Here is an 11,818-nt window from a genome sequence, read left to right as displayed (position 1 = left end):
CACGTCTCCGGATCATGCTCTAGCGGATCTCCATGTCCTTCCAGCGCTGCTTCTCGCTGGTGGCCTGGACGATCGAGGCCTTGGCGAGCGCCTCGGCCTCCTGCGCCGATTTCAGCGCCGAATCGAAATTGCCGGAATCCGCTGCCTTCTTCGCAGCGGTGAGTGCGGCCTGGGTCACGGTCCATTGGTTGCGCAGACGTCCGGCTTCCTTGTTGGCGCTCTCGGCCGCCGCGACCGCCGAGAGATAGTCGGCCTCCGACGCGGCCCGCGCGGAGCCGGCGCCGACCGCGGATACCATCATGGCGAACACGATCTTTTTCATGACGCCTGCTGTCGTGACATTTTTCATGGCCGCGCTCCCGGTCCTGAAACCGGCAGGCCGTTCGACACGTAGGACAGATAATATTCGAGGTTGCGGTATTCGTCCGACTGCGGCTCCAGCGGCACGGCGCGGGTCTGGCTGTTGCAAGTGACGAAGCGCCGGCTGATCGTGCCCATGCCGCTCCATTCCGAGCGGTAGATCGGCATCGCGTTGAGGATGCCGAGCGCCGGCGCCAGGATCTCGGCGCGGATGCGCTCGCCCGGGCTCTGCACATGGCAGCTCGCGCAGGAGAAGTTCAGCTGGCCGCGGCGGGTGTAGAAATACTCCTTGCCCTTCTCGAACGCCTCGAGCGCCCGCGGGTCATCGGGGATCTTGATGTCGAAGCGCTTGCCGCGCGAGGTGAACGCCATGTAGGCGGTCAGCGAGGCCATCTCGTCCTTGACGTAGGAGTAGGGCTGCTCGCCATTGGCCTCGCGGCAGCGGTTCAGCGCCAGCTCCAGCGTGATGACCTTGCCTTCCTTGTCGTCGAAATAGGGATAGTTCTGGCGGATGCCGATGCCGCCGTTCGGGAAGCAGTCGGCATAGGTCTTGCCGTTCTTGAACGGCTTGGCGAACATCTCCTTGCCGGCATCGAGCGCGAACTCGTAAGGAGGGAACTCCTCCTTCTCTTCCCATTGCTTGCGCATGTCGGCGTTCATCGAATACGGCCCGTTGACGAAATCATCGAACGCCACCTTCGGGAACTTCTTGACGAAGTAATCCTGGAACGCCTTGGCGTCGGCGGCCGGGTTCGGCTTGTCCGCGGCCGCGGCGCCGCAGGCGCCGAGAGCGAGCGCGGCCGCGACAGTCAGCGCGAGGCACGGCGCCCTCATTGGATCGTCGCCGTCAGGCTGTCGGTCGCGCCCTTGCTGTCGACCCAGCTCACCTTGAGCTCGTCGCCCTTGGCCGCGCCCTTGAAGGCGAACTTGACATAGGGGTCCTTCGAGACCGCGGTGCCCCAATCGGCCAGGAACACCGTCTTGTCCTTGTGCACGAAGGTGACCTGCTGGATGTAGTGCGCCGGGATCAGCTCTCCCTTGGCGTCCTTGACCAGGCCCGTATCCATCGGGTGCTGGATCAGGGTCTGGACCTCGGCGATGTCGCCGTTCAGGACGGCGCGGACGCGGATGCTCGATGCCATGATGATCTCCTGACCTTAGCCGCCGCAGCCGCCGACGGTGACCTTGACCTCCTTGGTCGCGCTGTAGAGCTTGCCGCCGGATTCGACGAGCGCGATCACGTTGGAGGTCTTGGCCATCTTGAGCCGGTTCGCCACCGCGGGCACGGTGCCGTCGGGGATGTGGTACGACGCCGCCAGCGCGAACGGATTCTCGCTGACGATGAAAGCGATCGAGGTGACGTTCGGCAGCGTGGTCGTCACCGCGATCGGCACCACGCCGCCGTTCTCGGCGATCTCCGGCGCGTCGAGCTTGATCTTGTCGGACGCTTCGTGGTCGCGGCCGTACAGCGCCTTGACCGCGTCGCCCGCGTTCTTCTGCTTGAAGGCGTCTTCCGGATATTTGTTATCGTTGGTCGCCGCGAAGGCGGGCGCGGCGTGCAGCACGGCGTTGCCGAGGCCGATCAGCGCGACGAGACCGGCGCCCTTCAGGAACAGGCGGCGGTGGGCCAACGGGCCGGACGAGGCAGTCATGGCGGTCTCCAAACGGAATCAGAGGGTCTGCAGGAAATCGACGATGGCGCTGATTTCCTGCTCGGTCAGGATGCGGTTGCGGCCGAACGGCGGCATCACCGTCAGCGGATTGCGCCTGGTCTCGTCGTTGAGAATCGCGATCAGCTCGGCGCGGTCGTATCTCGCCTTGAGGTTCTCCAGCTTCGGGCCGATCGAGCCCGGCAGGTCGCCGCCCTTGATCTCGTGGCAGGTCAGGCAGTTGCCCTTGCCGCGGTCGAAGGCGAGCTTCTGGCCGTCGACGGCACCGGACTGGGCGTGAGCGGCCATGGACATGGCGAGCGAGAGCCCCATCGCCAGGGCGGTACGCAGGACAGGTGTGATCAAGGTGGAATTCCGACGTCTCGGTGATCTCGGTATTATAGGAGCTGCAAAGCATAAAGACCATCGGCTGACAATGCAGCTATGGTGGCCGCCGCAACGCGGTTAACGAGGGCCGTTCATCTGGCGCCGGGAGAGTGGGCATGGCGGAGTATGTCGTGGAGTTCGGCCGGGACGGCCGGCCGGTGGAACCGGACGGACGGCTCGACGCGGCCGCGTTCCACCGCAACCACCAGCCGATCTGGGCGGTGCTGGGCCGGCTGCTGGCGGGCAAGACCGGCGACGTGCTGGAGGCCGGCAGCGGCACCGGCCAGCATGTCGTGCATTTCGCCTCCCAGCGCCCGGACCTGACGTGGTGGCCGAGCGATCTCAACGCCAACCACCTCGCCAGCATCGCGGCGTGGCGCCGGCATGCCGGGCGGTCCAACATCCGCGACGCCCAGCGCATCGACCTGTCCGATCCCGGCTGGCCTGCAGTGTTCCGCGCCGCGGGCGGCCCGTCGCAGCTCATCGCGATCTTCTGCGCCAATGTGATTCACATCGCGCCGTGGGCGGTGGCGGAGGGATTGTTCGCCGGCGCCGGGCAGGCGCTGTCGGCGGACGGCGTGCTGGTGCTCTACGGCCCGTTCAAGCGTGACGGCAAGCACACCGCGGTCAGCAATGCCGTGTTCGACACCTCCCTGCGTGAGCGCGATCCGGACTGGGGCGTGCGCGACATCGCCGATCTCGACGCGCTCGCCGCGCGCAATGGCCTCGCCTTGCGCGAGACGGTGGAGATGCCGGCCAACAACATGATCCTGGTGTTCGGTCGGACGTCGTGAGTTGTCGACGGCGCTGCTCCGAATTCCGCCGTCGTCCCGGCGAACGCCGGGACCCATAGCCACAGGGTCCAGTTGTGACGCGAGATCGGCGTGACATCTGCCCTCGCGACAAACTCCTGCCGCGGAGTATGGGTCCCGGCGTTCGCCGGGACGACAGCGGTGGGTGGGGCCGGCAGCACGGTAACGGAGCGTAGGCGCTACGCCATCTCCAAGCCCACATGCCGCGCGAGAAACCGCGTGCCCAGCGTGATGAAGCTGGCGCGCTCGCGGTTGTCGGTGCCATAGCCATGGCCGCCGGCGGCGGGTTCGTAGAACCAGGCGTCGTAGCCCATGGCCTGCAGCTTGGCGGTCATCTTGCGAGCGTGGCCGGGATGGACGCGGTCGTCGCGCCGCGTGGTCGCGATCAGGATCGGCGGATAGGGCTGGCCGGGCGTGGCGGTGTGATAGGCCGAATAGGTCTGCAGCCAGCTCCAATCCGCGTCCTGGTCGGGATCGCCATATTCGGCGATCCAGCTCGCGCCGGCGAGCAGCTTGGTATAGCGGCGCATGTCGATCAGCGGGATGGTGCAGAACAAGGCGCCGAAGCGCTCGGGGTAGCGCACCAGCATGTTGGTGATCAGGATGCCGCCATTGGAGCCGCCTTGCGCCGCGATGCGCTTCGGCACCGTGACGCCGCGGCGGACGAGATCGGCGGCGACCGCGGCGAAATCATCATGCGCGAGCCGCTTGCCGGCATAGCGGCCGGCGTCGTGCCAGGCGGTGCCGAACTCGCCGCCGCCGCGGATGTTGGCCTCGACCAGCGTGCCGCCGCGCTCCAGCCACAGCTTGCCCAGCGCCGCATTGTAGGCCGGACGCAGCGTGTGACCGAAGCCGCCATAGGCGCTCATGTGCACCGGCGCGTCGCCGGTCAGCGCGGCCGGCCCGGTCTGGGTGTAGGGAATACGCTCGCCATCCACCGAGATCGCCTCGTGCCGCGTGACGACGTGGCCCTCGGCGCTGAAGGTGCGAGGCGCCTGCTTCAGGATCACGGGTGCAGCGAAGCCCTCGATCAGTTGCAGCGACGGCGGCGTCAGCGGATCCTGGACATTGGCGAGCAGGTCGCCGTTGCTTTCCGCTTCGTCGGTGTCCAGGCGCCAGACGTCCACGGTCGCGATCTCCGGCAGGCCGGGCAGCCGCTCGCAGCTCCACGCCTCCTGCGACGGCGTCCACACCTCGAACCTGGCCCTGAGCTCGTCGAGGATCGACAGCACCAGCCGGCCGCCGGCCCAGGACAGGCCCTGCAGCGCGCGTCGCGGCGCGGGCTCGAACACGCGGGTGAAATCGCGGCGCCCGGCAAGGAATGCCGACAGCCGGAGACCGAGCACCACGTCCGCAGGATGGGTGACCTCGCCGAGGCTCCAGGGCTGGCGCAGCTTGATGGCCATCCAGTCGCCATGCGCCGACATCCAGCAGTCGGTCGGCAGATCGAGCCTGGTCCGCGCGCCGCTGCCGTCGCCGAGCCAGAGATGCTGGTTGAAGAAGTCGATGCCCTCGGCGAACCACACCCGTGCCGGCGCGACGCTGCGATCGACGCCGACATGCACCCATGTCGACTGGCTGCCTTCGGCGCTGAAGATCACCTCCGCCTGCTCGACCGGCTGGCCGCGCCGCCAGCGCCGCACCGTCCGAGCGTAGCCGGACGGCGTCGCCATGCCCGGGCCGAACGCGCTCGCCAGCAGCAGCGTGTCGGCATCGAGCCAGGCGGCGCTGCCCTTGGCCTCCGAGAGCGTGAAGCCGCCCGTGACAAAGCGCTTCGCCGCGAGGTCGAACTCGCGCAGCACCACGGCGTCGCTGCCGCCGCGTGACAGGCTCAGGATGGCGTGCTCATGGGCCGGCGGCAGGCTCGAGACTCCGTTCAGCGCCCAGTCCTCGCCTTCGTCGGCGGCGAGTCGGTCGATGTCGAGCAGGTCCTCCCATTGCGGTTGCGCCTTGCGGAACTCCGTCAGCGTCGTACGCCGCCACAAGCCGCGCGGATGCGCCGCATCCTTCCATTGATTGTACAGCAGCCCGCCGCGTCGGCTCACAAACGGGATGTTGTCGGGCCGGTCCAGAATGGCAGCTAGTGCGTCGCGGTCGCGTGCGAAGGCCGCATCGCCGAACGCGGCGAGCGTGCGCTGGTTCTGCGCCGCGACGAAGGCGAGCGCGCGCTCGCCGTCGATCTCCTCGAGCCACAGATACGGATCGTCATCGGGCGCTGCGATGGTCGGACGATCATCGATTGACATGGCTCAAGCTCCGCGGGCGCCGTTGACGCGAGAATACCGCCGGCTTGATTAGCCGGGCCCGTCGGGAGTGTCGAATCACGCTCGGTGGCGCGGTCGCTGCCGCATGGCTTGTCTCCGTTCGCGCCCGTTGCCTCGGGCGCGCGCTTCCCGCAATAGTGCGGCTGAACCAGCAAGGCGGGAGCGTGCGCGCCACGCCTCCGGATACCTGAGATGATCGATCTGACCGTGAGCGAAGACACTTCCGATGATGCCCGCGCTCGCCGCAACGTGGCGCGGCTCGCGGCCGCCCAGGCGCTGACCGGCGCCAACTCGGCCGTGATCTTCGCGACCGGCGCGATCGTCGGCGTCACCATTGCCCCGAACATCGGGCTCGCGACGGTGCCGATCTCGATGTACGTCGTCGGCCTCGCCGCCGGCACCCTGCCGACCGGCGCGATCTCGCGGCGCTATGGCCGCCGGGCGGCCTTCCTCATCGGTACCGGCTGCGGCGCCGTCACCGGCGTGCTCGGCTGCCTCGCGATTCTGCGCGGCTCGTTCGCACTGTTCTGCCTGGCGACGTTCCTCGGCGGCCTCTATGGCGCGGTCGCGCAATCCTATCGCTTCGCTGCTGCCGACGGCGCCAGCGCCGCGTTCCGGCCCAAGGCGGTGTCGTGGGTGATGGCAGGCGGCATCTTCGCCGGTCTGCTCGGTCCACAGCTCGTGCAATGGACCATGGACGTCTGGCAGCCCTATCTGTTCGCGTTCAGCTATCTGATCCAGGCGGCGGTCGCGCTGGTCGCGATGGGGATCGTGGCCGGCGTCGATCTGCCGAAGCCTGAAGCTGCCGATCTGCATGGCGGCCGGCCGCTGTCCGAGATCGTGCGCCAGCCGCGCTTCATCGCAGCCGCGCTGTGCGGCACCATCGCCTATCCCGTCATGAACCTGGTGATGACGTCGGCGCCGCTGGCGATGCAGATGTGCGGGCTCACCGTGTCGGATTCCAATTTCGGCCTGCAATGGCACATCGTCGCGATGTACGGCCCGAGCTTCTTCACGGGATCGCTGATCGCGCGCTTCGGTGCGCCAGCCATCGTCGCGCTGGGCCTGGGGCTCGAAGCGGTCGCGGCCGTCATCGGCCTGTCCGGCCTGACCGCGATGCACTTCTGGGCCACACTGGTCATGCTCGGCGTCGGCTGGAATTTCGGCTTCGTCGGCGCCTCCGCACTGGTGCTGGAGACGCATACGTCCGCCGAGCGCAACAAGGTGCAGGCGTTCAACGATTTCCTGATCTTCGGCCTGATGGCGCTGGGCTCGTTCTCCTCGGGCCAGCTGCTCGCCCATTTCGGCTGGTCGGCGGTCAACCTCGTGGTGTTCCCGCCGGTGCTGCTGGGCTTGTGCGTACTGGCGCTGGTGTGGTCGTCGAAGCGGCGCGAGGCGGCGGCGGGCTGAGGTAGAGCGCTTAGAGGCAAGTTCGCGCGGCACGCACGGTGCGCCCCCCTCCCCGCAAGGGGGAGGGGAGCGTACCGGTTTCGTGACGACGGGCTCGCTTTAGTCAGCCGGCCTCACTTCAACTCCGAAACCTCGCCCTCCGGCAGATCGAACTCGAACGTGTTCAGCGTCATCGAGACCATCGTGTAGTAGCCGCAGAGGCCGATGATCTCGACGACGCCGCGCTCGCCGAGCGTTGCGATCGCGTCCTTGTAGAGCGCATCCGTCAGCCCATGGCCCTCATGCAGCGACTTGGCGACGTCGTAGATCACTTTCGCCTTGGGATCGGAGAACTCCGGCGTGCGGCGGTCGCGGATGGCGTCGATAATCTTGATGTCCAATCCGCCGGCCAACGCGAGGCGCTTGTGCGCGTACCATTCGTAATGCGCGGTCCAGTGCCGGGCCGTCACCAGGATCGCGATCTCCGACAATGCTGCGGGAAATACCGTGTCGTAGCGCAGGAAGGCGCCGAGCCGTGTTGCATGCCGCGCCATCTCGGGACTGTTGAGCCAGGCCATCATCGGCGGCGGCGGCGAGCCGCGCTTGCTGGCGATCGACTCGTCGTAGGTCTGGCGCTGGTCGGCGCTCATTTCGCCAGGCGAAAGAAGTTTCAGGCGCATGTTCGTTTCCTCGTATTTCACGCGGCGGCATCATGACCATAGAACGCCCGGCAAGGCGAGGGTGCCCGCGGCGACATCGATGTTGAATTCCGCCAAGCGCTGAGGTTAGGTCTTGCCAACGACAGCAATCATGGAAACGCGTGAGGACCTGGCATGGCCGATCTCGACACATTCCGCCGCGAAACGCGGGCCTGGCTGGAGGCCAATTGTCCGCCGGAGATGCGCCGGCCGATGACCTCCGAGGAGGATACGTTCTGGGGCGGCCGCAATGCGAAATTCTCCTCCGAGCCGCAGCGCATCTGGTTTGAGCGCATGCGCGAGAAGGGCTGGACCGTGCCGCACTGGCCGAAAGAATACGGCGGCGGCGGCCTCGACGGCGAGGAGGCCAAGATCGTGCGCCAGGAGATGGCGGCGATCGGGGCGCGCGCGCCGATCACCTCGTTCGGCATCTCGATGCTCGGGCCGGCGCTGCTGAAATACGGCACCGACGACCAGAAGCGCGAGCATCTGCCCAAGATCACCGCCGGCCTGATCCGCTGGTGCCAGGGCTATTCCGAGCCGAACGCCGGCTCCGATCTCGCCTCGTTGCAGACCCGCGCCGAGAGCGATGGTGATGACTACATCATCAACGGCCAGAAGATCTGGACCTCCTACGCCAACTACGCCGACTGGATCTTCTGCCTGGTGCGCACCGACCCCGCGGCGAAGAAGCATGACGGCATCAGCTTCATCCTGTTCGACATGACGTCGAAGGGCGTGTCGACCAAGCCGATTCTCCTGATCTCCGGCCGCTCGCCGTTCTGCGAGACCTTCTTCGACAATGTCCGGGTGCCCAAGGCGAACGTGCTCGGCACCGTCAACCGTGGTTGGGACGTTGCGAAGTACCTGCTGCAACACGAGCGCGCGATGATCTCGGGCATGGGCGAGCGCGGGGGCAGCCGGCCGCTCGGCCAGGTCGCGGCCGACTCCGTCGGCAGCGACGGGCAGGGCCGTCTCGACGACGCGCTGCTGCGCGCCGAGATCGCGACCTTCGATGTCGACGAGGCGGCGCTCGCGGCGGCCGCCGAGCGCATGGTCGATCTCGCCAAGGCGGGGCAGGGCCATCCGGCGTTCTCCTCGGCGATGAAGTATTACGGTACGGAGCTCAACAAGCGCCGGTATGAGCTGTTGATGTCGGCCGGCGGCATCGACGCGCTGGAATGGGAGAGCGAACGCTCCCATGAAGGCGCCCGCCCGCGCGCCTGGCTCCGCACCAAGGCCAACTCGATCGAAGGCGGCACCTCCGAGGTCATGCTCGGCATCGTCGCCAAGCGCATCCTCGATCTGCCGGGGGCGTAGTTCATCACTCTCTCCGTCATGGCCGGGCTTGACCCGGCCATCCACGTCTTTCCTCGTGACGTGAGACATGGATGCCCGGGTCAAGCCCGGGCATGACGAGTGGAGAGAGCCCGCATCCAACAAACAAAATTCTTGGAAACAGCCCATGCCTCTCCTCCTCACCGAAGAACAATCCATGCTGCGCGACAGCGCGCGCGGGCTGATCAACGACAAGGCGCCGGTGTCGCACCTGCGCAAGCTGCGCGACGTCAGAGACGAGACCGGCTTCTCCAGGGAGCTCTGGGCCACCTTCGCCGAGATGGGCTTTGCCGGCCTGCTCGTGCCGGAAGAGCACGGCGGCTCCGGCCTCGGCGCGGTCGAAGCCGGCGTCGTGATGGAGGAGATCGGCCGCACCTTGATGCCGTCGCCGTTTTTCGCCACTGCCGTGCTGTCAGCCTCGGCGCTCACCCGCGCCGGCTCGGCCGCCCAGAAGTCGGAGTATCTGCCGAAGATCGCCAATGGCGCGCTGCTCGCCGCGCTGGCGTTGGACGAGGGCGCGAAACATCGTCCGCTGCACACAACGCTGCAGGCCGCGCGCTCCGGCAACGGCTTCAAGCTCAGCGGCGCCAAGGCGATGGTGGTCGACGGCCACGTCGCCGATCTCCTGCTGGTCGTCGGCCGCAGCGCTGGCGCGCCCGGCGAGCGCGATGGCCTCACGCTGTTCCTGGTCGATCCCAAGGCCAAGGGCGTGGCGATCGAACGCACCATCATGGTCGACGCGCACAACGCCGCGCGGGTCACGCTCGACAACGTCGAGGTGACCGCCGATCACGTGCTCGGCGAGGTCGATGGGGGTGCTGCCACGCTCAGCGCCGTGCTCGATCTCGGCCGTGGCGCGGTTGCCTCCGAGATGGTGGGACTGAGCGAGGAGGTGTTCGGCCGCACCGTTGCCTATCTCAAGGAGCGCAAGCAGTTCGGCAAGGCGATCGGCGAATTTCAGGCGCTGCAGCATCGTGCCGCGCAGCTCTACATTGAGATCGAGATCACGCGCGCCGCCGTGCTGAAGGCGCTGCAGGCGCTCGATGCCGATCCTGCCGGCGCGCCGGCGGCCGTGGCGGTTGCCAAGGCGCGCGCCGGCACGACCGCGACCCGCGCCGTCCAGGAGGGCGTGCAGATGCATGGCGGCATGGGCATGACCGACCAGTTCGACATCGGCTTCTTCATGAAGCGCGCCCGCGTCTGCGAGGAGATGTTAGGCGACGCCAACTACCACGCGGCGCAATTGGCGCAGCTGAGGGGGTATTGAATAAGGCTGCGCTCGCGAGACATCACTCTCTCCACAGGTACGGCCCAACTCGTGCCACACCCAGCGCCGTCGTCCCGGCGAACGCCGGGACTCATAACCACAGGATGACGTGGTGACCCGCGCTGGCAGCTTCAGCCTTCGCCAAATCCCGGACGGTGGCTATGGGTCCCGGCTCAAGGCCGGGACGACACCGATGTTGTTGGGACGATATCGGCCCTCATCGGCCATTTGCGTCCCCGCGATCTTCAACGTCGCGATCTCAGAGATCACTGACAAAGAGCGCGCCATCACCGATGGCGCGCCCTCGTCGCATCAATGATGCATCGCCGACTTCGCCGGCGGCAGCAGCACCTTGTCGATGACGTGGATGACGCCGTTCGAGGCCATGACGTCGGCCTGCACCACATGCGCGTCGTTGACCTGCACGCCGAAGAAGGTGCCGTCGACATCGACCTTCTGGCCCTGCGCGGTCTTCACGCTGAGCTTCTTGCCGGCGACGTCGCCGGCCTTCACCGCGCCGGGAATCACGTGGTACTTGAGGATCGCGGCGAGCTTGGCCTTGTTCTTCGGCTTGAGCAGATCCTCGACGGTGCCCGGCGGCAGCGCGGCGAACGCCGCGTCAGTCGGGGCGAACACGGTGAACGGGCCCTTGCTCTTCAGCACCGGCACGACGCCTGCGGCCTTGGCGGCCGCCACCAGCGTCTTGAACTGGCCTGCACCGACGGCAGTGTCGACGATATCGGCCGCACGAGCGGCGGTGGCGGACATGGAGAGCGCGCCCAGCATCAACGCGCCGGCCACGAACGAACGGATTCCCAGCGTCATTCGAATTTTTCCCTGTGAACTGAACTAATGAGTTGGTTGATGCGCAAAAGGGATTTGCGGCCCCTGTTCGCCCTGTCCTCCAGGTCGCATCACCCCGACCGGATTGGTCAGGCTCGTTACGATCGCTGCGTTCGGATGGATTTGAGGATGAGTTCACGAACTCGTGAGCCGCCTCTGAGGCCTGCAGGGCAGTGCGTCCGAGAGCCATGAATCCGCGGGACTAATTGCTTTGTAGGAGCATCCGCATTGCCCGTCGTGCCATTTTGTCGCAACCCGACGGGCGTTGTGTCGTCGGGCAGATCAGCCGCACATTTACCGCCGTCACGGCCCGCAAGAGGGACGCTTCGCGATCGTTACGAAACGTGGGCCGGCGACGCGATGGACGCATCGGATCGCAGCGCGCGAGATCGCGCCGACGAACGATGACGGTGCGGACGTAAAAGCGCGTGGTCCTGGCGCCCCGATGCTGGCGTCAAGTCGATGGGAGTGATCCCGAACGACGACGGTGGCTAACAGGCCGGACACCGGGGAGAGCGCGCCATAAGCGTTAACACCATCGCGCAGGGAAGGCCGGGTTGTCCCGGCTGAGCCTGTGGTTCTGCCGCCTGCATTTTTTTCGCAGGCGGACCGCAGGTGCCAGTCGGCACCTGGCCTTCCCTGCGCCCTCGATTTACGGAGGGTGGAGATTTGGCAAAGCTCGGACGCGGAGGGCGTCGCGAGAAGGTTACGTCATGCTCCGTCATTGCGAGCGAAGTGTTCAGCCCGGGGACATGGCTGACAGGTGTTCGGAGACATGGTTGACACCTCAAAATTGGCTCGATTCGTCAAG

12 protein-coding genes are annotated in these 11,818 nt (G+C 66.8%); 4 read left to right on the top strand and 8 right to left on the bottom strand.

Translation table 11 applies throughout. From position 1 onward, the window contains the following. Window positions 1–19: 19 nt before the first annotated feature. From ACQR1X_RS11120 to soxX, 5 genes are read right to left on the bottom strand one after another with little or no spacing between them, the layout of a single operon-like run. On the bottom strand, window positions 20–322 hold the full coding sequence (locus tag ACQR1X_RS11120; protein WP_410053204.1) for a hypothetical protein: 303 nt from the start codon (window positions 320–322) through the stop codon (window positions 20–22). A gap of 23 nt (window positions 323–345) precedes the next feature. Then, a complete protein-coding gene (gene soxA / locus ACQR1X_RS11115; RefSeq protein WP_316179398.1) occupies window positions 346–1,194 on the bottom strand; it encodes a sulfur oxidation c-type cytochrome SoxA in 849 nt (282 codons plus the stop codon). After that, window positions 1,191–1,502: a thiosulfate oxidation carrier complex protein SoxZ gene (gene soxZ / locus ACQR1X_RS11110; protein WP_315801650.1), complete on the bottom strand. Its 312-nt coding sequence runs from the start codon at window positions 1,500–1,502 to the stop codon at window positions 1,191–1,193. Before soxZ ends, soxA begins: the two co-directional genes overlap by 4 nt. Window positions 1,503–1,517: 15 nt before the next feature. Beyond that, window positions 1,518–2,012, bottom strand: coding sequence for a thiosulfate oxidation carrier protein SoxY (gene soxY / locus ACQR1X_RS11105; RefSeq protein ID WP_434838142.1), 495 nt, complete (start codon window positions 2,010–2,012; stop codon window positions 1,518–1,520). An 18-nt stretch (window positions 2,013–2,030) separates the two neighbouring features. Continuing rightward, entirely contained in the window at window positions 2,031–2,324 is a 294-nt protein-coding gene (soxX, locus tag ACQR1X_RS11100; protein WP_315717170.1) for a sulfur oxidation c-type cytochrome SoxX, read from the bottom strand. Window positions 2,325–2,512: 188 nt separating this feature from the next. Here soxX and ACQR1X_RS11095 point away from each other — a divergent pair, with 188 nt between their 5' ends. Continuing rightward, window positions 2,513–3,190, top strand: coding sequence for a DUF938 domain-containing protein (locus tag ACQR1X_RS11095; protein ID WP_434898823.1), 678 nt, complete (start codon window positions 2,513–2,515; stop codon window positions 3,188–3,190). Window positions 3,191–3,387: 197 nt separating this feature from the next. Here the strand turns inward: ACQR1X_RS11095 and ACQR1X_RS11090 are convergent, their stop codons facing one another. Further along, on the bottom strand, window positions 3,388–5,454 hold the full coding sequence (locus ACQR1X_RS11090) for a prolyl oligopeptidase family serine peptidase (RefSeq protein WP_434898822.1): 2,067 nt from the start codon (window positions 5,452–5,454) through the stop codon (window positions 3,388–3,390). A gap of 210 nt (window positions 5,455–5,664) precedes the next feature. On the opposite strand from ACQR1X_RS11090, the gene ACQR1X_RS11085 reads away from it, so the two are divergent. Continuing rightward, window positions 5,665–6,882 carry an MFS transporter gene (locus ACQR1X_RS11085; protein WP_315801646.1) on the top strand — a complete coding sequence of 406 codons (1,218 nt, stop codon included), beginning with the start codon at window positions 5,665–5,667 and terminating at the stop codon, window positions 6,880–6,882. A 113-nt stretch (window positions 6,883–6,995) separates the two neighbouring features. Here ACQR1X_RS11085 and ACQR1X_RS11080 read toward each other — a convergent pair whose 3' ends face one another. Next, the gene (locus ACQR1X_RS11080; RefSeq protein WP_434881489.1) at window positions 6,996–7,541 is read right to left on the bottom strand and encodes a carboxymuconolactone decarboxylase family protein; all 546 of its coding nucleotides are present in this window, start codon (window positions 7,539–7,541) and stop codon (window positions 6,996–6,998) included. Between the two features lie 153 nt (window positions 7,542–7,694). Between ACQR1X_RS11080 and ACQR1X_RS11075 the strand changes: the two genes are divergently transcribed. Both ACQR1X_RS11075 and ACQR1X_RS11070 read left to right on the top strand, forming a co-directional pair. Then, window positions 7,695–8,879: an acyl-CoA dehydrogenase family protein gene (locus ACQR1X_RS11075; protein WP_434898821.1), complete on the top strand. Its 1,185-nt coding sequence runs from the start codon at window positions 7,695–7,697 to the stop codon at window positions 8,877–8,879. A 145-nt stretch (window positions 8,880–9,024) separates the two neighbouring features. Further along, window positions 9,025–10,164, top strand: a complete 1,140-nt coding sequence (locus ACQR1X_RS11070; protein WP_434898820.1) for an acyl-CoA dehydrogenase family protein — start codon at window positions 9,025–9,027, stop codon at window positions 10,162–10,164. A 312-nt stretch (window positions 10,165–10,476) separates the two neighbouring features. Here the strand turns inward: ACQR1X_RS11070 and ACQR1X_RS11065 are convergent, their stop codons facing one another. Beyond that, window positions 10,477–10,932, bottom strand: a complete 456-nt coding sequence (locus ACQR1X_RS11065) for a fasciclin domain-containing protein (RefSeq protein ID WP_316218747.1) — start codon at window positions 10,930–10,932, stop codon at window positions 10,477–10,479. Window positions 10,933–11,818 lie beyond the last annotated feature (886 nt).

This window comes from Bradyrhizobium sp. HKCCYLRH3073, assembly GCF_051167995.1.
Classification (GTDB): Bacteria; Pseudomonadota; Alphaproteobacteria; order Rhizobiales; family Xanthobacteraceae; genus Bradyrhizobium.
This window is presented reverse-complemented; position numbering and strand designations above follow the sequence as displayed.

Coding starts and splice junctions, on each gene's coding strand:
- ACQR1X_RS11120 (WP_410053204.1), bottom strand. CDS start 322: ATGAAAAAGATCGTGTTCGCCATGATGGTATCCGCGGTCGGCGCCGGC.
- soxA (WP_316179398.1), bottom strand. CDS start 1,194: ATGAGGGCGCCGTGCCTCGCGCTGACTGTCGCGGCCGCGCTCGCTCTC.
- soxZ (WP_315801650.1), bottom strand. CDS start 1,502: ATGGCATCGAGCATCCGCGTCCGCGCCGTCCTGAACGGCGACATCGCC.
- soxY (WP_434838142.1), bottom strand. CDS start 2,012: ATGACTGCCTCGTCCGGCCCGTTGGCCCACCGCCGCCTGTTCCTGAAG.
- soxX (WP_315717170.1), bottom strand. CDS start 2,324: ATGTCCATGGCCGCTCACGCCCAGTCCGGTGCCGTCGACGGCCAGAAG.
- ACQR1X_RS11095 (WP_434898823.1), top strand. CDS start 2,513: ATGGCGGAGTATGTCGTGGAGTTCGGCCGGGACGGCCGGCCGGTGGAA.
- ACQR1X_RS11090 (WP_434898822.1), bottom strand. CDS start 5,454: ATGTCAATCGATGATCGTCCGACCATCGCAGCGCCCGATGACGATCCG.
- ACQR1X_RS11085 (WP_315801646.1), top strand. CDS start 5,665: ATGATCGATCTGACCGTGAGCGAAGACACTTCCGATGATGCCCGCGCT.
- ACQR1X_RS11080 (WP_434881489.1), bottom strand. CDS start 7,541: ATGCGCCTGAAACTTCTTTCGCCTGGCGAAATGAGCGCCGACCAGCGC.
- ACQR1X_RS11075 (WP_434898821.1), top strand. CDS start 7,695: ATGGCCGATCTCGACACATTCCGCCGCGAAACGCGGGCCTGGCTGGAG.
- ACQR1X_RS11070 (WP_434898820.1), top strand. CDS start 9,025: ATGCCTCTCCTCCTCACCGAAGAACAATCCATGCTGCGCGACAGCGCG.
- ACQR1X_RS11065 (WP_316218747.1), bottom strand. CDS start 10,932: ATGTCCGCCACCGCCGCTCGTGCGGCCGATATCGTCGACACTGCCGTC.